The sequence below is a fragment of the Acinetobacter piscicola genome (assembly GCF_002233755.1).
GTDB classification, from domain to species: Bacteria; Pseudomonadota; Gammaproteobacteria; order Pseudomonadales; family Moraxellaceae; genus Acinetobacter; species Acinetobacter piscicola.
Genome location: NZ_KZ268704.1, coordinates 145,399 through 167,222 on the forward strand (window position 1 = coordinate 145,399; position 21,824 = coordinate 167,222).

Consider the following 21,824-nt stretch of genomic DNA (forward strand, 5'->3'; position numbering starts at 1 on the left):
TAAGAACCTCATACTTTCGGAATCATTCATATCTTGAGCTGGTCTGCACACACATCTATAGTAAAAATAGTTACTATCGAATTAATACTAACAATACAGGAGTAATTTTAAATAGTCACTATCTTTTTAGTAGTAACTTTAATTTTTTTTCATTATGATGATATTTCGATAAGTCCGTTGGATTAAAAAACTTATCAAAAAAAGAAGTTAATTTAGGAAAATCCCATGAAAAACAAAGTTATTTTAATTACAGGTGCATCCCTAGGTATAGGTTATGCTATCGCTGAAAAGCTCTATCAAGCTGGATATATTGTTTATGGTACAAGTCGAAAAGTGACAAAATCACATCAATCATTCCCCTTTAAGATGATTGATTTAGATGTTACACATGATCATTCAGTTAAATCAGCCGTTCAAAAAGTCATAGATTTAGAAGGTCATATTGATGTGCTCATCAATAATGCAGGATTTGCTATCGCACCAGCCGCCGCTGAAGAAAGTTCAATGGCACAAGCGCAATCAATTTTTAACACCAATTTTTTTGGTATGGTTCGTATGACTCAGGCTGTAATCCCACATATGCGTCAACAAGGCGGCGGACAAATTATTAATATTGGCTCTGTAATGGGATTTTTCCCATTACCTTATTGGGCACTTTATTCGTCAACGAAACATGCGATTCGTGGATATTCTGAGGCTTTGAGTCATGAATTAAGGTCACAAAATATTCATGTGAGTGTTATTGAGCCAGCTCAGACAAAGACATCTTTAGATGCTCATTTACTTGAGGCAGACTTGAAAATTCCACACTATGATACTGTCCGTACTCAGCAACATCGAATCATGGAAGAACTAATGGAAAAGTCGGATGATCCAAGTATCGTAGCGAATAAGGTGTTACTTGTTATCTCTAAAACCTCTCCAAATCTTAACTATACGACAGGAAAATCTGCATTAGGCTTTAGATTATTTAGGCAGCTTATCCCTTCAAAAATCTCATACTTTGCTATTCAAAAAGGACTGAAACTTTCAAAGGCTTAAGTAAAATCAAGCTATAGTATTAAAGCCATGTCTAAACGGGTATGGCTTTTTTATTCAATTTTCCTCTATTCATAACTTCTCAGTTAAAAAGCACTTTGAGATCAAATTTTAAGCTAATATCTCAAGCGTTATATTCAACTCACACTAGTATTCAATGACATTATATACCTTAATAAATCAATAATTTATATTTATAAAAATAAGAAAATGATGATAAAAATTATTCACCTTTGTATCTATGTAATAAGCTCATTAGATTAAAAATCGTTTTATTTAATCAAACTGATGAACTAATTCCATAAATGTAACTATCTTTTTAGTAGTAACTATCTATTATTTGGATTATGATAAAAAATAAACATTGTTGATGACTCGAATATACTTTTAAGCTTTAACTAAAGAGTCTGATATGCAACCTAGTCTGAAAATTTAATGTAGATTTACACGTGTAAAACATTAAAACAAAAAGCAAACCAATTGAGGTCTTATATGAAAGCAGCCTACATAAACCGTTATGGCAATATTGATGATGTACAACTGGATGAACAATCTAAACCATTGATTACAGAGAATGATGTACTTGTCAAAATACATGCAGCAAGTATTAATCCACTGGATTTAAGGGTTTTAGAAGGTGAATTTAAGGCAATTCTACCTGTAAAGTTTCCTTTTATTTTAGGTAATGATTTTGCAGGTACAGTTGTCCAAGTTGGCGTAAATGTTAAACATTTTAAAACTGGAGATGAAGTGTATGCCAAGACTGACCAAAATGGTGCTTTTGCTGAATATACTGTAGTTCAGCAATCTTCACTGGCTCTAAAACCTCAAAATATTTCTATGGAACTCGCAGCCTCTCTCCCTCTTGTTTCATTGACTGCATGGCAGGCCTTGGTTGAAATTGCGAAGGTTCAAGCGGGACAAAAAGTGCTTATTCATGCTGGTTCTGGCGGTGTTGGTTCAATCGCTATTCAGCTTGCGAAACACTTAGGTGCGACTGTTGCGACAACCACAAGTGGTAAAAACGCTCAATGGGTCAAAACATTAGGTGCAGACATTATCATTGACTACAAAACCACTGATTTTGAACAAGAACTTAAAGACTATGACGTAGTGTTAGATACACAAGGTGGAAAAACTTTAGAGAAATCTCTAAATGTCCTTAAACGCGGTGGTCGTATTATCAGTATCTCGGGTCCACCTGATCGCGAGTTCGCAGAAGCAATCCATGCAAATTGGTTACTGAAATGTATTATCCCCCTTTTAAGTTGGTCAATCCGAAATAAAGCCAAAAAAAGAGGAATTACTTACTCATTTTTGTTTATGCAACCAAATGGTCAGCAACTATCTGAAATTTCAAAGTTAGTCGAGTCTGGGAAAATAAATCCAATCGTTGATAAGACTTATACATTTCCGGAGATTAAAGATGCTTTTCAATATGTGAATACTGGACGAGCAAAAGGTAAAGTCGTCTTAAAAATTGCAGATTAATATGAGAACCTAGGATTCTGTCTCTTATATTGGCACTAAATATAGTTAGATTTAGATACAGTTTTTTAAACCGTATTCCTTACCCCTCCAAGTACGACTCAAAAAAGCCGATCCAATCCAAATTTTGATGTGGGGTAAGTTGAAGGGTAAAAGCACAGATAAAAAATAAGCCCTTGTAATAACAAGGGCTTATTTAGATATTTGGCGGAAGCGGTGAGATTCGAACTCACGGAGGACTCACACCCTCGTCGGTTTTCAAGACCGGTGCATTAAACCGCTCTGCCACGCTTCCAATGGCGGCTATCATATAAATAAAATTCGAACTTGGCAAATCTTTTTAAACATTTTTTCAATCAAATGTACAAAATAAAATCAATAACGACTAATTTGCTGAATTTTCAAGCTTTTCATATCGAATTGAGTTGATGTACCAAAGCTTCTTTCCTAGCGGAGTAACAACTTCAACTTCATCATTCACTTGTTTGGACAGCAAGGCACGTGCGATTGGTGAGTCTATCGAAATATGCTGCGGATGATGATCATAAATTTCATCAACACCTACAATACGTAAAGTTTTCAACTCTCCTTCATCATTTTCAATTTCAACCCATGCACCAAAATATACTTTTCCTTCCTGCTCAGGAGAAAAATCAATAATCCTAAGCTCTTCTAAGCGCTTACCTAAATATCTTACGCGTCGATCAATTTTCCTAAGTATTTGTTTATTATATTGATATTACAACCCCATTACAGAACATACTATTTACAATGTCTTTAGAAAAAAAACCCAAAAAAATATATACATAAAAATATGTAAACACCCCTAACTATATAATAAATAGTATATTTGATGAGTTATTTCCAATTATCACTTTCTCGAACTGTAAAGATTAAATAAAATCAGACATATGAATCAAATCATTGATTATATTTTTCTTTCAGTTTCTTGGTAAGAAAAAACCCAATATTGAATTTAAAAAAATTTATTATAAAACACCTTGATATAAAGACTAATATCTTTAATCCCCTAATGATTTGCATAATATTGTTGCTATACTCGCTCTACTTTCAAATTTGAGAAAAAACCTCTCGATTACTAAATTATCGTAATATAATCCCTTGTGATTCATATACAAAAATTTCATGTATAATCTCTATTTAATGATTGACCAATTAAATAAGCCTGTTTCAACTCAATTAAAGTGTAGGTTTTAATAAACTATCAAAATCCGAAAATTGCATGCTTATGCAGCAGTCTCGGCGCAGTGCATGATTTTGATCTGGCAAGCCGAATTGCACTTTCGATGGCTTTTGTGATAAGGATTGGAATTCTTTATTTTCTAGTTTAGAAGAATACAACTGTAAATAAATCGGTGGTATTGCTTTAGAAACACTAAATTCAGTAGCTTTTCTGGGTTTGAAATTCTATTCATTGTAAGGAGATTTAAAAGTGAAAAAATACGGTGTTGAAATTATTCCTAGACCAGCAATTAAAGCAACAAAAAGGCTAGATTTGAACGGAAAAATGGGAGAAGAAATGATTAAATCACTGACAAAATTAATTTTAATTCGCCATCAAAAAGCATTTAAGCGTTTAAGCGTTTATCTGAAATGTGAGTTTCGAAGACATTTCACACATGAAACTTAGATAAAAAGTCATTTTTGATAGTTATTTTCCACATTAAAACTGCTTTATTATACAAAGATTTAAAAGTTAATACTTACCCAAGCAACTAAATTTTAAGGCATGGCATGAATATGAGGTATACGTAATTCTCTTTAGGGATAGTTTTGTACAACCAAGCCGTGAAAAAACCATCAATATTGAATTTAAGAAAAATCATAAGATCTAAAAAATTAATTTCATATGTTTTAATGCTAATTGTAAATGACAGATAATATGAGATTAATTTTCTTAATTAAATCAAGAAATTTTTAGTTTTCTTGATTTAATTTGCGGATTAATTAATTAAATTCAGAATGCTTATAAACCTCAGTGTCATATTTTTTTTGTTTAGCGATGATATTATTTTTGAGTATATCTACCTTATCTTGATGTATTTTCACAAAATCCTTTTGCGCTGCCTGCCATGCATCAAAACCTTGCTTCAAGTCAGCAATCGTACCTTCCACAAATCTACCTTTAAAAAACAAATTATGATTTTGCAAGTTAATCTCGCACGGTCTGAACAGATACATGCAGTAGCTATCGTCATTGCGCTTCTCTACATACAATACACTGTCCATAATGGCATCCCACCCATGCAGCATCATTTCACCTGTGCCTTCTTCACGAATTAAGTATTGGTGATAATAAATCGAGCTGTTCACGATCAGAATATTTTTCGCCTCACTGCCATATTTCCGCACAGTGGCATGACCTTCGAGGAAATATTTTTTTACAACGTCAGGTATCCATTGAAAGTCTTTTTCATCAATTTTATTGAATGTTGTGTACTCAATCCGTTCATGTTTCATCACGCCTTTTTCATCCAAATGCCATTGACGGTTTTTGGCGCTAAGTTTGAGATAAATCACTAAAATGACAATCCCTAATATTGTTATGAGCGTGATTATTTCCATTGTATTCTGCCTGTAACCCCAAATTATTTTATGCTCTAATTTTCAATGTATTGAGAGGCTTATTCAAGACTACTTTTGCACTGGTTTTATCTTAATCGAGCTATTGTTAACAACTCCAGCAGCGGGCACATTTTCATCTTCAATTTTTTCAGAAATGATATATATATAATAGAGCCATTTAGACTCTATTTTTTAAGTTATTTAACAATCTCGAAACATGTGTCAATAATTTCACATCAACTGTCATTTAACTTCTAATTTAAAAATAAAATAAATCCATTTAAAAAATTAGAATTACATTATAAACATATACCACACCACCAACCCAAAACACATTATAAACACATACCATATTTCAAAATTTAAAATAATAAAAATTAACAAATAAAATATATTTTAACTTAATTCCTTATTGACATTATTTTAATTTAAAATAAATTTATTAAAATAATTATTGGATTGTAGTATTATGTCATATATAAAGAAAATATATGTCAATTACATAGATTGCACCACTAATAGCATTTTCACGTTACCTAGTTTATTAACTGAGAAAGGAATCATAATTTCCCATACTAGGTACTTAGCATGGTTTAACTATAAAAGCGAATCATGGAAAGAACGATCATGCTATGCACTCAAAATTTTATTGAAATATATAAATTCTGTTCCAAAAATTGATAATGCTACTAAATTACTCAAAGCTTTCACTGAAGCTTTAATCACAGGAACAATTGATCCAACAACCCGTATTGATACTCTTGAACTTTATTGGCGACCACGCACAGTCAGAGATACCAATAATCTATTGTTTCACATTACTCATTACACAGATTTTCTGATGCTGCAGGATGAACATTCAACAATTCGTGTAAATCCATTTCGCAAAGCTACAAGTTATGAAGAGCGTCTAAATTGGTGTGCTTATTATCATAAGCAAGCACATGTCTTTCTGAATCATTTAACTAAAAAAGATTTATCACAACAGCAAATTCGTTTGGTTGGCTCGTTCACTGAGGATCTGATTGATTTTGAATATGCAGTTCGTTTTCCTGAAGATCAAATTGAAAGGTTGATTTACTTAGGATTTGAAAAAAATGGACAATATGACTATAAATCGCAAGCGATTACGATGTTGATGAATTATGGTGGGCTTAGAAAAAGTGAAATTTTTCATATTTACACTTCGGATATCACATTAAACCCAAATCGCCCTCAAGAGGCTCTTGTTCGTGTTTATCATCCTGAATTAGGTGTATCTCCATATCCTCATTTCAAAAATAGACGTGAATTTCTTTTATCCACAACACCGTTCAAACCAAGAAATAATTACCCATTTACAGAACGTTTATATGCAGGATGGAAAAACCCATTACTTACATCTAAACAAGGTTATTTTGAGGTTGTATTTAATCCACCAGATAAAGCTAAAGAATTTTTATTAATATGGGCAAATTATTTAAAATTTCAAAGAATTGAACCATCAAAAAGTAATCCACACCCTTTCGCATTTACAAATACGCTAGGGGAGCCTGAAACTATAAAAAACTTTCAACGACTGCATAAACGTGCAGTAGAGCGTATCGGACTAATTTGTAAAAAAGCTCTTGGTACGACCGAGCATGGTCATCGTCATGCATATGGATTTCGAGCACGTCAGGCTGGTTTAAATCAAGTCGAAATTCAAAAAGCCATGCATCATAAAAGTCCAACTTCGTGCCTTGTTTATATCAAACCAACAATTGAAGAAGTACAAGAAAAGTTGAGAGCGATTAAATGATTAAACCTCAAGCTATCAGACAAATTGAAAGTAAACGATTTAATAAGGAGTTTTCGACTTTTCCAGATTTGGATTCTTTAAAGCAATTCTGTAAAAATGTTGGTATTACCAATTCCGTATCATATAAACAAAGTTACAAAGAATATGGACTACCTGCACACCCTGAAAGAATTTATGACGAATGGATCAGCTATAAAGAATTTTTTGATATAGTCGATTTTATTTCATACCTTGAACTAAAAAATTTGATAGAAAGCAAAAATCTTAAAAATGCTAAAGAATACAAAATTTTTATTTTAAAATTAAATGATCCAAGCCTTCCACTTGATCCACAGACTGCATATCTAAATGAATGGGAAAATTGGTACAAATTTTTAGGTAAAACTGAACCGTTTAAACCTGATTTTATTTCACCAAGCTTTATAACTTGGGCAATTAAAATCAAAGAATTCATGACTAAAGCCCGTGGTGGTGGCACTAAAGAAACTCAGCTCTGTCGTTTCGTCCGTCTTTATATCGAACGATTTGATAAAAGCAAAACACCACATGCTTTTCTCATACAGGAAAAATTCGATGTAAAACCCTTTCGAGATATTCTTGAAAATATAGAATCTGAACCGATGAGGAGAAAACTCGTTGTTTATGTCAATGAATTCTTAGATTACATTATTGATAATGATTTAACGATTGAAGATGAAGAAACAGGCGAAATAGTACGAGTCGATAATGCTCGAAATCCGTTCTCCCTTTTACTCAATCAACAAAATATATCATCTAGCTCAATTCGTTCTGAAACGACAAAGCCATGCTTACAATATCATTTTGTCAAAAAAGCCCAAGAATGGATTATTCCATCCAATGCAAAAAGCTTCCAAGATTTAGAGCAACTTCATAAATTTGATGCAGATTGGGTAAAAGTAAGTTTTGATCAATTAGATATTTATGACCCTGATTGTGTTTATCGTGTAGTTGATAATCAAGCATACTTATGGTGCCCAACAGACTGGATTCATACTTATGCACTCACCAAAGTGCCATTACGTGGTCGTCAAATTGCCTATAATGATTCAGGTGAAGCTGATGAATATTTAGCTGAATTAGATTCACAAAATAAAATTATTTGGGAAAAGAATAGTTCCCCACTTTCGGGTTTGACTAAAGAACAATCGTTTATTAAAAGGATGCCTGATGGTCAGACAGGTATTTTTACCACCACAAATAAAACAAATAACAATGGGCAAGGTTACACAATTCCGTGGATACCTGAAGATTTAGCATATTGGTTAATTAGGCTACGAAAATGGCAACAAAAATATAATCCTATCTCATATCCGAGTGCTTGGATTGATTGCCAAAGAACAAACTTAAATGAAGTACAACTAAAAGCCAAAGGATTAAATTGTTTTCTTTTTAGGCGCTTTAATGATTTTGAGCCAGCAAATATTGGAAATGCTTTGACTCCGAGATTAGCAGCTGCTCTTTATAATATACAACCTTCAAATCTTTGCTTAGCTACGCTTGAAGGAAATAGAGCTATTCTCACTACGTATAAGTCCAAATATACACCTCATAGTATGCGTGTTAGCCTCATTACAGCTTATGTCCTTGAAATGGGTATGCCTATTGAAATCGTGATGAAAATCGTTGGGCATAGCTCTGTGATCATGTCGATCTATTATTGTAAAGTTTCCAATCATGACATCAGAACACGATTAGAGGAAGGTGAAAAAATAGCCCTAAAATCTGAAGTTGAATCTATTCAAAGAACAATTGAGCAAAACAAGATTGAAAGTGTCAAAAACCAATTGGTCGGAAGTAATTTGGAGTTACTACAAGCTTTATCTAATGAGGTTCCTGCGGGTAATTATATTTTCAGAGATTATGGAATCTGCCCTTTTGCAGCTTCAAGATGTGAGGATGGTGGAGAGTTAATTAAAAGTAGTTCATTCTACACCCCAACACCTCAAGGTTATTTAGGTACTCAGAATTGTATCCGTTGCAGGCATTTCATTACAGGACCAGCTTTTATAGGCGGTTTATTGGCAATAACAAATGAGATATTACTCCAATCCAATGATCAATCTGAAATATGCTCAAAGTTACAACTTAAAATCAATCAGATTAATCAAGATATTGATAATATTGAAAAAGAAGAATATATAGCTAATTTGAAGAAAGAAAAATTTGAAGGTGCTTCGAAAAGATCAAAGCTCGAGACTGAACTTCGAAATTTCGAATCAGAATATGAAACTGCTGCTAAGAAATTGGATATGCTTTTGTGTGATATTCAAGCAGCATATAGTCATATTACAAAATGCCACAAGCTCATCAATAACAATCCCCTTATAGAGAGCGATGAAAAACTCTCCTTAATTACAGCCCCTAATGCTGAATTGATATTAGAAATGGAAGAAGTGAGCCATTATCAACAATTACAAGAAGTCTGTGAAAATGCAGTCATTTATAAATCTTGTAATGCAGATCAAGCTATTTATCCAAGGACTCAGCTCATTGATAAAATGGCAATGTTTAATGAAATTATGCCTGCTTTATTCATGTTATCTAAAGAACAGCAACTTTCGGCAGGCAATCAAATTTTTAAATTATTAATAAGTCGCCTCAAATCTTGGGATAAAGTACAAAGTGTTATAGATGGCAAGCTTAAATTGATCGAGCTTTCTGAAAATGAACAAATTTCAAAATCAGAAATTGAGATCATTCTACATAATTCACCAACTTTGATTGAGGCTAGTCATGAATCCTGAAGAGTTACTAAATAAATTAAAACACGGCTCATCACTTAAAATCCAACAATCACTAGATGCAATCTATGAAGTATGTATAGAGCAACAGGAACGTGGAATTCAGGATTTTTCTGTAAGTACGATTGCTAATTTAGGATTTAATCGAGGAGTTCCTAAAGCGCAAAGCATCAGAAATAAGACAGGTGAAAAATATAGAGCACTAATTCAAAGCTTTGTAGATGTTTCATCACAGAAACCTAAATTGTCTAAACCATCTCAAACAGACAATGCGTGGATTGAAGAAATTCAAAATCCCAAGCATCAATTGCTTGTACGAATTATGGCATCTGAGTTAAAAGAAGCTCAACAAATGATCCGTGAAATCATTCCACCCAAACAAAGGATTGATATTTATGATCATAAGAATATGATACCCGATGAATCTTTTAAGCTTTCTGATCAAGAAGTACGAGCATTACAGTATTTATTGTCTACAGACTTCCAAAAAAAATGGAATCTAAAACCAACTCATTTTGGTGAGCTTGTAGATGAGTCCAATAAGCCTGTTTTTAAAGTTTCAACATTAGATGCCTTACGTAAGGCTTTGGAGTACTTGTCTTGAATCGTAAATTATTAACGGCTGAAGGTTATCAACGCTTACAAGATGAGTTAAATGATTTAGTTCGTAAAGAACGCCCTGAAATAACAAAAATTGTGTCTTGGGCAGCCAGTCTCGGCGATAGGTCTGAGAACGCTGATTATATTTATAATAAAAGAAAGTTACGTGAGATTGATCGTAGAATTAGATACTTAACTAAACTTTTTGAGGTTGCATATAAAGTAGAATATAGTCCTGAACAAGATGGAAAAGCTTATTTTGGTGCGTGGGTCGAATTGGAAAATGATGAAAGTGGAACTATCAAATTTCGCATTGTAGGCGATGAAGAAATATATGGTCGTAAAGATTATATTTCACTCCAGTCACCCATAGCAAAGGCTTGTTTAGGCAAGTCTGTAGATGATGAAATTCAAGTACAGACACCAAAAGGAAAAAAAGCCTGGTATATTGTAAAAATTAATTATGTGATTTGAATCAATTAAATATTAACAATGTGTTAAATTTAATATTAAGTGTTATATATTTTTCTATTGTAGGTTTTTATGCATACTAAGATTATTGAGCTTTTTAATAAATATGGATTTGAGTATAGGGAAAGTGCTTCTAATACAAATTTTTTAGCTTTTACATATAAATCAGGTTTTTTTCATAACGCTGAATTAGTTTCACTTAACTATGAGAATAAGGAAATTTTAGATGCAGAAATGGAAAAATCTCTAAAATCATTGGAAGCATTAGGATTTTCAACAAAAAAATCATTTTATAGAAATTTTGAAGAAATTGAAGAAACATTATTTAATGGTTTTTTTAATGTTACAGAATGGAAAGAAAAGATTAAAAATGAATACTCTGAACATACTCAGAAAATTCTAAAAATACTACCTAAAGAAGCAGTAAACTATCAATATATTAATAGCTCATACATTAAAAACAATGTGCTTGGAAGTAACAATAATATTGTTGAGGATATATGTAGTAATTTAAAATCTTCTGGGCCTCTTCTAACTATTGTTGAAGCCCCAGCAGGATTTGGAAAAACTTGCACTTCTTTTGAAATAATTAATGAGCTTGCTAAAAGCAAAAATAAACAAACTCCGATTCCTTTTTTTACTGAATTTTCAAGAGATAGGCAAGCAAGGATCTTCAGTCATATTTTTATTCGTGAAGTCGATAAAACTTTTAGCTCTGTAAATTCTGAAGTAGTAATTGAAGAAGTCAAGTCTGGTAGGATTGTAGTGGTACTTGATGGTTTTGATGAAATTTTGCATGATAATAGCAATCAAACTATGGCTAGCATAGAAAATAATTTTGAAAATGCAGAACCAATGCTTGAAACCATTGGAGAACTATTGGTTAATAATGCAAAAGTAATATTAACATCAAGACGATCTGCAATATTTGATGGTGAAATTTTCAATGATTGGCTGGCAAGATATGACCAAAAATTTAGAATTAATAGATATAAAATTGAAAAACCAGAAATTAAAGATTGGCTAACAATTACAAGATTGGATAGGCTTAGCAATGCGGGTTTAGATGTTTATAAACTTGCAAATCCAGTGTTATTAAGTTATCTAAGATTTGTTTCAGATGAAACTTTTGAAGCACTATGTAACCAACCTTCAAAGATTGTAGAACAGTATTTTACATCTATGCTTGAACGAGAAATGGATCGACAAGAACTTCGAATGAATCCAGAACAACAATCTAAATTTTTAGCATTAATTGCTGAAGATATGTGTGAGTATAACTATACTGCAGATACTAAAGAAAAATTAATTTCTACTATTAAAAATAAAGCTTCAAATATTTTAAATGAAGTAAGAACATTATATTCAGCTAAGGAGCGACCTTCATTAGATAAATTAGCAACTACTTTATCAAACCACGCATTTTTTGATAGAAGTAGTTCCGATGATAATAAAATCGAATTTATAAATGAATTTGTATTTGGAAATTATATTGCTGCTAATATTATAGATTATCAAGGGGATTGGGTCGCTAGTGATGAACGATTTGTAGAACCTGCTGTTCTAGCTTACGTGCCACGAGATAATGATTCTCGATTTTTACTATGGATGAAGTTAGGTCTAATGAAAGATTTTTTAGACTCTTCATCAAGAATGAAATTTGAAAGTTTATTAACAAATACAGTAGATGATGAAGTTTATAACCAATCAGAAATAACTAGTCTAAATATTAAAAATGTATCAATCTTCCCTTCGAACGGTATTAATGGAAGCTTATTTAATGAGTGTATTTTTTATAATTCAAAAATTAATTTCGAAAATTTTAAAGATGTAACTTTTCTAAACTGTAGCTTTTGGGATTGTAACTTGGTAATAGATGAAAATTCAGAATTAAATTTTTTCAACTGTAAATCCAATGATAAATTACCAACAACTTTTGATGACGATGATTATAACTTAGAAACTGATGCATTAATTGGCATACATAATTTAAATGATATCGAAATTTATATCTTGGATAAACTTTGGCCTAATTCTTCTGATGGAATAATTAGATTACATTTCTATGTTGGACAGATATTAAAATCTGAAAAACATGATAAAAAATCTATTTTAAAAGGAATCAAAAGTTTGAAACGGTTAGATTATCTAACAGATGCAAATAATTCAAATTTTGTTGCAATCAATAAAGATAAAATTGGCGAAATTAAGAATATTTTAGGAAAAGTTTAACATGAAATTATCAAATTATAATGGGGTGCTAAACGATATTTTAAATAAAATTTCGGCAAAATTAGATGATATTGGGGTTATGTATCGAATTTTTGGACGAGTTAAAGATAAAAAATCGTTAGAAAAGAAACTAGAAAATGATTCAGAATATGGTAAAAGTAAAAAATTGCAAGATTTGATAGGAATACGTGTAGTTCTTTACTTTACAGATGATATTCCCGTAGCTCATTCAATCACTTCATCTCTTTTTAATGAATTTTCGAATAGTAATAGCATTGACAATCATTCTGAAGATAGATTTAAAGCCTCTAGATATAATATTGTTTATATATTAGATAATGTGATAGTTAATTTATTAAAATCAGATAACCTTTCAGATAAAATTGATAATACATTTGAACTTCAAATTCGGACAATTTTTTCTGAAGGATGGCATGAAATTGACCATGATTTTAGATATAAATGTAAAGATGATTGGGTTGATTCAAATTCTCACTCTAGATTACTTAATGGTTTATTCGCATCATTAGAAAGTAGTGAATGGGCGATGCTACAAATTTTTGATGATTTGTCTCATAAGCACTATAAATCTAATAGAATTTCAGAAATGTTGAGGCATAAACTTCGTCTTAGATTTGCTTCTACCTCTTTAAATAGTGAGCTTATTGAAATTCTAAGAGATGAGCATTTAGCAAAAAAAATTTTTAGAATTGATAGAACAGAATTATTAATAGCAATGTGTAACAAAGATTTTTACTACCCCTTAACCTTAGATAATATATTGTATTTTATTAATTTATTAGTAATTCAAAATAGAGATATTTTAAATATTACTCCTTCAACAATGATTGAGGATTTCCGGTTATCCGAAAAGACCTAAGTTAGAATTGATATGCTAAAATCTTAGCATCAGTTGAGGTACTAGTATTCACATATTATAAAAAATCAATATTAAGTGGTGGACTTGAATAAAGTCCACTTTTATTATCAATCACACCAAATTACCTTACCATTCCTAATCCAAAAATGTGATTTACAACCATTTTTTAGAAACACTGAAGGATGTAGACTAATTCTGTCCTCTGAGTTGATCTGAATATCCCATCTTGGCTTTGCCTCTTTAATTACAGGCAACTCTATTGTATAACCACAGCCACAAGGACATTTTAATCCTACACACCAGAATTCATCATCTTCAGCAGCTACTACAATTGCTCTTAGAGGCATTAGTTTAGGTAGAGAATCTCCGTCTATTAAAACAAATGATCTATAAAGAATTTTATCCAATAATAAATTAAAGTATTTTAAGAAAAATCTTTTCATTTACCACCTCCAAGATTAGGTATACCTAGCAATGGATTTGTCACTCCGTGACCAATGTTTACCTTAGAGATTGGTTCAAATGGAGATTTTCACACCAATTGACCATACTAAAAACATCATTTAGACCAAAGCAGTTTCAACTCAATTGACCAGCCATTTTCATCAATATGAACATAGTAAAATTAAGTAAACATCCACTGAACCCTACTTGAGTTCAAGTGGGGTTCAGTGGATGTTTACGGATCAGGTTCCATAAAGTATTGTAAAATGCCTATCCGCTACAACTTTCTTATCCCGAATTCACGTTATTTAGGCAATAATTTATAGTTTTCTAATTCAAGTCTATTTGGGAGAGTTAGTTTATCTATCGACTGTTTATTATTGTCCACATAAATTGCATTCCCACATTGCGGGCACTCATATACAAGTCTAGAATCTTTTACATTTTTGAGCACTAGCAAACCATCTGAATCACAAAAAGAACAAAGAATATTAACTCTAAGCACGAATAAATATTCAAATATTTCTGATAGTATTCTTGCTATACTTTTCTGATCATTAAAGCTATATCTATTCAAATTTTTAATAAATAAGATAAATTCATCCTTATCAAACTGAAATTTGTAAATAGGATAATCATTCATATCTAAATTACAGTATTCTAATATTTTATAATTAGAGAAAGGATAATTAGAAAACATATCTATATTTTCTAATATCCAATTTCTAATTACTAAGTAAATACACACAGGTTCTACAGACTCTTCATCATTTATTTTATCAAGAAAGTCTTTCCAAATCGCTTTGTTTAAATATTTTGAACTCATCTTCCACCAGCTACAGGATAAACCGTTATTAAATTCCCTTTTAAATCGGTAAATATTTTAATAAATCGTGTTGCCTGACCACCTTGATTTATTGAAGCATTCCCAATAATCTGCCCAGTATCAACTATACGTGTAAATTGACCTCCAGGATATGATACTTAACCTTGGTGAAAAATGTGACCAATATTATGACTAAATTAATAAGTCTTTATTTTTAAAGACCGTATGGCCGCCCAGCAGATAATTTTACAGGGTAAAAGTTAAGTGGAAATAAAAAACTGGACAGGGTGTCCAGCCTAAATTGCTTGTTGTGATGAGTTACGCTTTCTAAATCGTCGGTAACTTCAATTTAACTAAAAATTCACAGAAGAATTCTGAGAAACTAGTATTGTCTTCAAACTCTCCTGATTTCATATAAACTGTTTCGCTAGTCTCAACATTTAATATTTCTACCTCATATAAATTATGATTTTCCCAGCATACAATTTGAGAAACATAACTATTAGAATCTATGCAGAGTTTTGTAAAATACTTCTCCTGCACAGTCACGTCAACATCAAATCCATGCTCTTCTGCTATATGCGACAATTGCATTACCCATTGAGTAAATTGAACCAACATATCCAATCCTCTTTAATTAAGTTTACACATAATTGGACTAATGCAAGATGCTCTAGGCATTTGCGGTACTGGCTCACCTTTTCGAAGAGCAAGTCGTCCCTCCATTGAGCTAGGACCAAGAATCTTGCCCCATCCTTCTGCTGGGTTCGTAATTTTGAGGGAGCTGGATGGGATAGTAAACTCAACGTATGTACTACCTGGCTTTGCTTGGTGCATAAAGGCATTCGCACTTGCAGGAGATGCCACATGTGTCGTACCAGTAACACTTTCTTGCACCATCTTTGTATTTTGCATCGCTTTCAGTTCATTAGTAGACATCCAACGACCAACCCTAGTAGACCATTCCATTTCTGGCAAAACAGTCCGCGTTGCACTGATAACATTACCAGCCTCTCTAACGCCAAGTTGTATGGAATTTTTGGCTAAACTACCAAGCCCCAACGTCCCAAAGTTCAAAGCATCGTTACCAGCCGACCAAGCCATATTGGCATATGGATTACTGAAAGATCCGTCACCATTATAACCATCTTTAAAAGCTCCTTGTAGATTTGGCCAATCAAAACTATTACCAAGCGCCCAATTATATGTTTCATAGAGTAGACCGCCGAAGCCAGTTGTAATATCTAATCCACTCGGATCACTATTCATCACAGGATTATTCCCTGCATAAGCATACGGATTCAAACCACCTTCAAGCCCAATTGGGTCAGGCTCCATATATCTGCCTAACTGTGGGTTATAGAACCGATGATGGTTATAATATAAACCACTTTGCGCATCATAGATCTGCCCAGGAAAACGTAAATTTACCTCCTACCTATTGGCTATGTTGCTCCAAAGGCATCAGGATCCCAGCTCCAAACTATTTGCTTATTTTGCGTATCTATACCTTGTCTTGGTTTACCCTGATTGTCCGTAACCAAATAAGTGATTCGGTTATTCGGGTACACCGCAGCCACAGGACTGCTAGTCTAGAGCCAAATGTATTATGTTAATTTTAAGAATTTTTAACAAAATATGATAATTCATTTTTTTCCATAATATTATTCAAGAACTCCTTAATATTATTCAAATTAACACTAGATAACAGAACTAAATTTTTATCATAGAAGCAATTATTTCCAAAGTAGTTAGCGCTCTCTATACTGTAGATTCTCCGCATATCATAAAAATTAAAAATATAAGAATTTTCAAAAATTGTGACATCAACCTCTAAGCATCCTTTAGCTTCATATTCCCAATCATAATCCTGAAAATCATCAGGTGAATTAATAGTATAGTTTTCCATTAGTTTCATCTCACACATTTAATTTGAGAGCATAAGTTTCTATATTGCTCAGGAGTTAAAAAAGTTCCAGGAGTAGGAAGAATTTCATAATGTTTTGGATCTGCTCCTCTTTGAAAAATTCCTAATCCATTTGGAAGGCTATTCGGATCAACTTTATATGGAACAAATCCCTTAGAAGTTAAACTGGTAGGATTATTAAATAATGAAACTCCTCGTGCATAAGGATCACTTCCATTTTTTACGAAACTATTAGCATCTATTTTAAACTCAGTAGCGCGTGGATTAAAGTGAGGAACATCTACTGCTTTAGCTCCTCTATAAAAATCAATTGCTTTATCAGCAATTTTAGCTCCTTTAGCTTGAGGAGGTTCACCATCTGCTAATCCATCAGCAGTAAGTACAAATCCCCCAGCAACTGCTAAAAAATAAAATACTGGAGCTACCCCACCCGTTACATTACTCATTTCACTATCTGATAGTCTAGACAATGTTGAAGAGCCGTTATTTAATGAATTATTCAAATACCTAATTTGCTGATTTAAAATTGAATTACTTAATGAATTATTGATACCTGTTATCATTGATAACTGACCATCATTCATCATATCTAAGATCAACCCACTCGAATCACTATTCATAACAGGGTTATTCCCTGCATAAGCATACGGATTCAAACCACCTTCAAGCCCAATTGGGTCAGGCTCCATATAACGCCCAAGCTCAGGGTTATAATAACGGTTATGGTTATAGAACCGTTTGCTTTCCTTATCATAATACTGACCTGGGAAACGCAGATTGAATTTTATTGAACCTACTTCTACAGGATCACCTAATCCAAATGCTGTAGAATCCCATGACCACACAACTGTTGATGTACTGCTATCAATCAAACGACGTGGTGTATTCAAATGATCTGTAACAATATAATATATTTTAGTTGCTGCACCTGAACCGTAAATAGCAGCAACAGGCTTATCCCCCAACCAGACATATTCAACAATCACACCACTAGCGTTGTATTCCCCAATCAAATGACTGCTTTCATCATAAACATACTGTACAGCTGTCGCCTGAACACCATGCGTGGGCGAAGTTCTTAAACTACGCTCATTTTTATGGTTATAATTCATGTAGTAATAATCAACAGTTCCATGCTCAATTTTGCGCCTGCCGCCATTGTCATAAGAACCGCCACCATAAGTACCATAGGCTAAATCGCCCATGGGGGTGTAAGTCAGATATTGGGCATTACCATCCTTACTGTAGCTGTTTAGCCTGTTATTATTGTAGGTAGAGTCTGCATTTGTGGCTGGTTGCAGATGATTTCCTGTCGCCCTTAAACTGGTCCGATTGCCATTCCTGTCATAGGTATATGTTATACCATAGACACTGGTTGCACCATTGGTCCGCTTCTCAGTCAGCAGCCGGTTAACATTGTCATATGTAAAAACATCCCTCGTACCATCATGACGGGTCAGGCTGGTAATACGGCCTTCACTATCCCGTCCATAAGCTAAAGAATAATTGATATTACCTGCTGTATTGCTGTTGCTTATAGAACTGATATTTCCGATTGAATCATAATTTATTTTCTGACTGGCATTGCCAGATGCACCCCAAGACAGGCTAGCAAGATCACCGCCACCGTTATAGCTGATCAGGCGGCTGATGACTGTACCGGATACACTGATGCTGGTCACCTGTCCCTTGGATAGGTTAAGTCCATAATTAATTACTCGGCCTGAAGGTAAAGTTGTTGAAGTCAGTTTTCCTGCTGTACTGTAGCTGTAACCTACGGACAATGCCTGCCCAGTATTATAGAAATAATTGAGTTGTGTCTTTTTGGTAATACGGTCATAGCTGTCATAACTGTAACTAGTATCAATATCATAACCTGTACTGGTTGTTACCTTGTCAAGCCGCCCATAACGACTTTGATCATAGGTGTAGCTGTCATTCACCTGATGCTCAGTATCAGTGGAACCGCTGCTAGCCTTGCAGGCAAAATTGGTATAACGACCAATTTCATCAATGTTGTTATAGTCACATTGACGGGTTCCATGCAGACGCCTGGTCAGTTGATCGGCATTATTATAAGTATAGGTTTTTTGACCAAAGTCAGTATTGTTTTCCTGAACCAGCACATTGCCGTTGCGGTAGGTCAAAGGTGCTGACCCTGCATTGAGTGCATCTTTTGCTGAAATCACATTGTCATTGGTATCGTAATCTTTGGTATCCGTATTACCATTGCCGTCAGTATGCGTTTTTATACGGTTGAGCAGATCATATGTCCATTTTTCTGTAATCCCAAGTGTATTGGTTGCCTGAATCAGATTTCCATTGTTATCATAGCCATAGGTGCTCATATACTGACCAGCATCTGTACTTTGCCGTATTCTGTAAGTACGACCCTGAAAATTCAGATCCTGATAAATTGCACTGAAGACATTTCCAGCACTGTCAGTTCTTTTATAACTTTCCTGTGTTCCAATTGGATGATAGGTATATTTCTCAATCGTGTCGTCAGGTAAAACTGACTGTATGCGTCTTCCTGCTACATCATACTGATACGTGACGACTTCACCATCAGGGCTGGTCTGGCTGATCATCTGTTTGAGATCATTATAACCATAAGTGATTGTTTGCCCAGTGACAGTGCCTGATGCACCACCTGCACCTACAGTTTTACTTTTTACAGTACCATCAACATTATAGACTAGTTTTTCTACCATCCCGTTTGGCGAGACAATACGTTCGGGCTGACCAAATGAATTGAAGCCCACATACTGCGTTATTCGGCTAATACCACTTACAACCTTAGAGATATTAGCTACATTACCATACGCATCATAGGCATAAGTGATTTTATCACGTGGCCCATCGACATTGACTAACAGCCCCAGCCCGATAAAGTTTGCTTCATAGTAACTGTAATTAGTCACTTTACTAGTACTGCCAGCTTGTGTTGAACTTTCAGTCTGAGTAATAATTTGCCCACGATTATTTAGTACATTAGTAATTTTCAGGTTAGGTGTTTGTATGGTTTCAGGTGTGGAATAAGGGTTAGGCTGGCCATCAGCCAGTAATCCATAGACGTAGGTTGTCAGACGGCTCAGTGGCGTATCTGCTGCTTCTGTTGTGGATGTAAGACGGTTGCGACTATCATAAGTGTAGACTGTATTACTGGCATTGACATCCCTCACCTGAATAAGACGGCTGCGTGCAGTATCAAAAGTTGCTGAAGTTAATGGCTTTTTATTTGATGTCAGACAAGGATAGCCTGTATTCGTTAACGTAATACTTTTGTCAGAGTTGATAGTAGTCTGCACAATGGTGGTCGCCCCACTGACCCCATCCAGTGCAAAGTTTAGATTGATACTTTTAGAAATATCATCATATACCGTAGTATTGTCCGCTACTGTTCCATTATCAGGTGTAAATGACCTTAATGTTGTCTGAGCTGTAGAATAAGTATTTCCACTGCCTAAAACATAATTTTGAGTTACATCCCACAGACGTACAATTTGAGAAAGTGAATTTTTAACCTGTTTTAAAACAGGATAATAATAACTACTGTCAGCTGTTCTACCTTTACTTGCAACATAAGCTTTCATGGCTCCCAGTTCGGTTAATGCGTTCACATAGGTCGTTTGTCCTGCTGCTGTCGAATTACTTTCAATCAGAGCATAAACTTTCGCTGTTATACCTGTACTGGGAGTTTTTACATCATATGACTCGTATTTAAACTCAGCAACCTGAGTTACTTCCTGTCCTGCATCAGCATAGCTGACCTTAGTCACTAGGCGGGATTCATCAATTGTCTGCCCACTACCAATATTAGGGTCATCAAAGGTATGCTCAATCATTAATTTATTATTAAAATTATCAGTAACCTGTGTCAGATTCATTAAGCCATCATATTGCATATCTAGGCTGCGTCCCTGAGATTCAATACGTGCGACACGGTATAAATCTAATGAAACTGTTGATGTAGTCTCCAGATATGGAGCAGTATTGGATCGACTCCCACTAAGTCCCGACGGCCAAGAGCCTGTGGTTGTGCTCATATTTCCAAATCTATCAATATATAAATTTAGATTATTAAAAGATGATGTTGCTGGGGCTGTTCTATAATTATCACTTGAAATGGTATACTTAACTCCATTCTTTGTAATAACCAAATTTCCATTTATACGATTTAATTCATACTCACCTAAATCAGTATTCCAAGAAAGTTGATTTATTGAATAACGATTCATATCACGGATTGCATCTGCGGAATATAATCTAGAGAACCCTCCTTTTTCTTCTTTAAAAACAGTATCAATTGTTTCACCTGGTAATCTAGCAATAATTAATTTTGCAGACAATTCTGTTGTTATTGGATTTGATGTTTTTAGAATAAAATAGTTTGTATTAATTGGATTTATTGTTGTTGAATAACTTGTGTATTGCGTTGTTTTTGTATCAATATTTTGAATAATAATTGATGATTGGTAATTATCGCTCCAACCGCTTGTTGTGTTTTCTGGTTGAGCAAAGGTTTGAGCTGCTGATAAATTTAAGCGCAGAGGGGCTTTATAATTCAGTGAGTAGGCTAACTTACTGGAAATTAACGGTTGTTGATAAGCAACATCTCCACTCATCAGATCATAACCAGCCGTACAGGACTGAATACCCGGTGAGTTGGCTGCTGCATAATTTTGTGCAACCACATCGGGTGCCGCATGGATTAATTGAGACATTGATAAAAAATAAGCAATAAAAAGAATCGCACCACTACGAAAATTAAAATTAATCATTTTATT

At 33.7% G+C, this 21,824-nt stretch carries 16 protein-coding genes, 1 tRNA gene and 1 pseudogene; 9 read left to right on the top strand and 9 right to left on the bottom strand.

The annotated features are described in order from the left end of the window. Positions 1-225: 225 nt before the first annotated feature. A complete protein-coding gene (locus tag CDA10_RS00640) occupies positions 226-1,041 on the top strand; it encodes an oxidoreductase (protein WP_089603598.1) in 816 nt (271 codons plus the stop codon). A gap of 489 nt (positions 1,042-1,530) precedes the next feature. Next, entirely contained in the window at positions 1,531-2,529 is a 999-nt protein-coding gene (locus tag CDA10_RS00645) for an NADP-dependent oxidoreductase (RefSeq protein WP_089603599.1), read from the top strand. A 202-nt stretch (positions 2,530-2,731) separates the two neighbouring features. On the opposite strand, the gene CDA10_RS00650 is transcribed toward CDA10_RS00645, so the two are convergent. Together CDA10_RS00650 and CDA10_RS00655 are read right to left on the bottom strand one after the other, a co-directional pair. Continuing rightward, a tRNA-Ser gene (locus CDA10_RS00650) sits at positions 2,732-2,821 on the bottom strand. 90 nt (positions 2,822-2,911) lie between these two features. Continuing rightward, positions 2,912-3,265: pseudogene (locus tag CDA10_RS00655) on the bottom strand (GreA/GreB family elongation factor); the annotation flags it as partial. A 714-nt stretch (positions 3,266-3,979) separates the two neighbouring features. Here CDA10_RS00655 and CDA10_RS00660 point away from each other — a divergent pair. Beyond that, positions 3,980-4,177: an acetyltransferase gene (locus CDA10_RS00660; protein WP_089603600.1), complete on the top strand. Its 198-nt coding sequence runs from the start codon at positions 3,980-3,982 to the stop codon at positions 4,175-4,177. A 317-nt stretch (positions 4,178-4,494) separates the two neighbouring features. Here CDA10_RS00660 and CDA10_RS00665 read toward each other — a convergent pair whose 3' ends face one another. Continuing rightward, entirely contained in the window at positions 4,495-5,112 is a 618-nt protein-coding gene (locus CDA10_RS00665; protein WP_089603601.1) for a hypothetical protein, read from the bottom strand. A gap of 469 nt (positions 5,113-5,581) precedes the next feature. Between CDA10_RS00665 and gmtY the strand changes: the two genes are divergently transcribed. The 6 genes from gmtY (at position 5,582) to CDA10_RS00695 (ending at position 13,837) form a co-directional block, all read left to right on the top strand. Further along, the gene (gmtY, locus tag CDA10_RS00670) at positions 5,582-6,892 is read left to right on the top strand and encodes a gamma-mobile-trio recombinase GmtY (protein WP_089603602.1); all 1,311 of its coding nucleotides are present in this window, start codon (positions 5,582-5,584) and stop codon (positions 6,890-6,892) included. Then, positions 6,889-9,657, top strand: a complete 2,769-nt coding sequence (gmtZ, locus tag CDA10_RS00675) for a gamma-mobile-trio integrase GmtZ (RefSeq protein ID WP_089603603.1) — start codon at positions 6,889-6,891, stop codon at positions 9,655-9,657. The genes gmtY and gmtZ overlap by 4 nt, the downstream gene beginning before the upstream one ends. Next, positions 9,647-10,258 carry a gamma-mobile-trio protein GmtX gene (gene gmtX / locus CDA10_RS00680; RefSeq protein WP_089603604.1) on the top strand — a complete coding sequence of 204 codons (612 nt, stop codon included), beginning with the start codon at positions 9,647-9,649 and terminating at the stop codon, positions 10,256-10,258. Before gmtZ ends, gmtX begins: the two co-directional genes overlap by 11 nt. Continuing rightward, entirely contained in the window at positions 10,255-10,728 is a 474-nt protein-coding gene (greB, locus tag CDA10_RS00685) for a transcription elongation factor GreB (RefSeq protein WP_089603605.1), read from the top strand. Before gmtX ends, greB begins: the two co-directional genes overlap by 4 nt. 69 nt (positions 10,729-10,797) lie before the next feature. Next, positions 10,798-12,957 (top strand): NACHT domain-containing protein, encoded by a 2,160-nt coding sequence (locus CDA10_RS00690; RefSeq protein ID WP_089603606.1) that lies wholly within the window; start codon positions 10,798-10,800, stop codon positions 12,955-12,957. 1 nt (position 12,958) lies between these two features. Further along, positions 12,959-13,837: a RelA/SpoT domain-containing protein gene (locus CDA10_RS00695; RefSeq protein WP_089603607.1), complete on the top strand. Its 879-nt coding sequence runs from the start codon at positions 12,959-12,961 to the stop codon at positions 13,835-13,837. Between the two features lie 107 nt (positions 13,838-13,944). Here CDA10_RS00695 and CDA10_RS00700 read toward each other — a convergent pair whose 3' ends face one another. The 6 genes from CDA10_RS00700 to CDA10_RS00725 form a co-directional block, all read right to left on the bottom strand. Continuing rightward, entirely contained in the window at positions 13,945-14,280 is a 336-nt protein-coding gene (locus CDA10_RS00700) for a ubiquitination-like system serine protease family protein (RefSeq protein WP_089603608.1), read from the bottom strand. Between the two features lie 305 nt (positions 14,281-14,585). Continuing rightward, on the bottom strand, positions 14,586-15,107 hold the full coding sequence (locus tag CDA10_RS00705) for a hypothetical protein (RefSeq protein WP_089603609.1): 522 nt from the start codon (positions 15,105-15,107) through the stop codon (positions 14,586-14,588). A 327-nt stretch (positions 15,108-15,434) separates the two neighbouring features. Next, the gene (locus CDA10_RS00710; protein ID WP_089603610.1) at positions 15,435-15,728 is read right to left on the bottom strand and encodes an immunity protein TriTu family protein; all 294 of its coding nucleotides are present in this window, start codon (positions 15,726-15,728) and stop codon (positions 15,435-15,437) included. A gap of 12 nt (positions 15,729-15,740) precedes the next feature. Then, positions 15,741-16,514 (bottom strand): RHS repeat-associated core domain-containing protein, encoded by a 774-nt coding sequence (locus CDA10_RS17125; RefSeq protein WP_089603611.1) that lies wholly within the window; start codon positions 16,512-16,514, stop codon positions 15,741-15,743. 211 nt (positions 16,515-16,725) lie between these two features. Beyond that, the gene (locus tag CDA10_RS00720; RefSeq protein WP_089603771.1) at positions 16,726-17,016 is read right to left on the bottom strand and encodes a hypothetical protein; all 291 of its coding nucleotides are present in this window, start codon (positions 17,014-17,016) and stop codon (positions 16,726-16,728) included. Positions 17,017-17,021: 5 nt separating this feature from the next. Beyond that, positions 17,022-21,818, bottom strand: coding sequence for an RHS repeat domain-containing protein (locus tag CDA10_RS00725; protein ID WP_167374931.1), 4,797 nt, complete (start codon positions 21,816-21,818; stop codon positions 17,022-17,024). Positions 21,819-21,824 lie beyond the last annotated feature (6 nt).

Excerpts from the sequence above, each read along its gene's own strand:
- CDA10_RS00640 (WP_089603598.1), top strand. The coding sequence starts at position 226 with ATGAAAAACAAAGTTATTTTAATTACAGGTGCATCCCTAGGTATAGGT.
- CDA10_RS00645 (WP_089603599.1), top strand. The coding sequence starts at position 1,531 with ATGAAAGCAGCCTACATAAACCGTTATGGCAATATTGATGATGTACAA.
- CDA10_RS00665 (WP_089603601.1), bottom strand. The coding sequence starts at position 5,112 with ATGGAAATAATCACGCTCATAACAATATTAGGGATTGTCATTTTAGTG.
- gmtY (WP_089603602.1), top strand. The coding sequence starts at position 5,582 with ATGTCATATATAAAGAAAATATATGTCAATTACATAGATTGCACCACT.
- gmtZ (WP_089603603.1), top strand. The coding sequence starts at position 6,889 with ATGATTAAACCTCAAGCTATCAGACAAATTGAAAGTAAACGATTTAAT.
- gmtX (WP_089603604.1), top strand. The coding sequence starts at position 9,647 with ATGAATCCTGAAGAGTTACTAAATAAATTAAAACACGGCTCATCACTT.
- CDA10_RS00690 (WP_089603606.1), top strand. The coding sequence starts at position 10,798 with ATGCATACTAAGATTATTGAGCTTTTTAATAAATATGGATTTGAGTAT.
- CDA10_RS00695 (WP_089603607.1), top strand. The coding sequence starts at position 12,959 with ATGAAATTATCAAATTATAATGGGGTGCTAAACGATATTTTAAATAAA.
- CDA10_RS00700 (WP_089603608.1), bottom strand. The coding sequence starts at position 14,280 with ATGAAAAGATTTTTCTTAAAATACTTTAATTTATTATTGGATAAAATT.
- CDA10_RS00705 (WP_089603609.1), bottom strand. The coding sequence starts at position 15,107 with ATGAGTTCAAAATATTTAAACAAAGCGATTTGGAAAGACTTTCTTGAT.
- CDA10_RS00710 (WP_089603610.1), bottom strand. The coding sequence starts at position 15,728 with ATGTTGGTTCAATTTACTCAATGGGTAATGCAATTGTCGCATATAGCA.
- CDA10_RS00720 (WP_089603771.1), bottom strand. The coding sequence starts at position 17,016 with ATGGAAAACTATACTATTAATTCACCTGATGATTTTCAGGATTATGAT.
- CDA10_RS00725 (WP_167374931.1), bottom strand. The coding sequence starts at position 21,818 with ATGATTAATTTTAATTTTCGTAGTGGTGCGATTCTTTTTATTGCTTAT.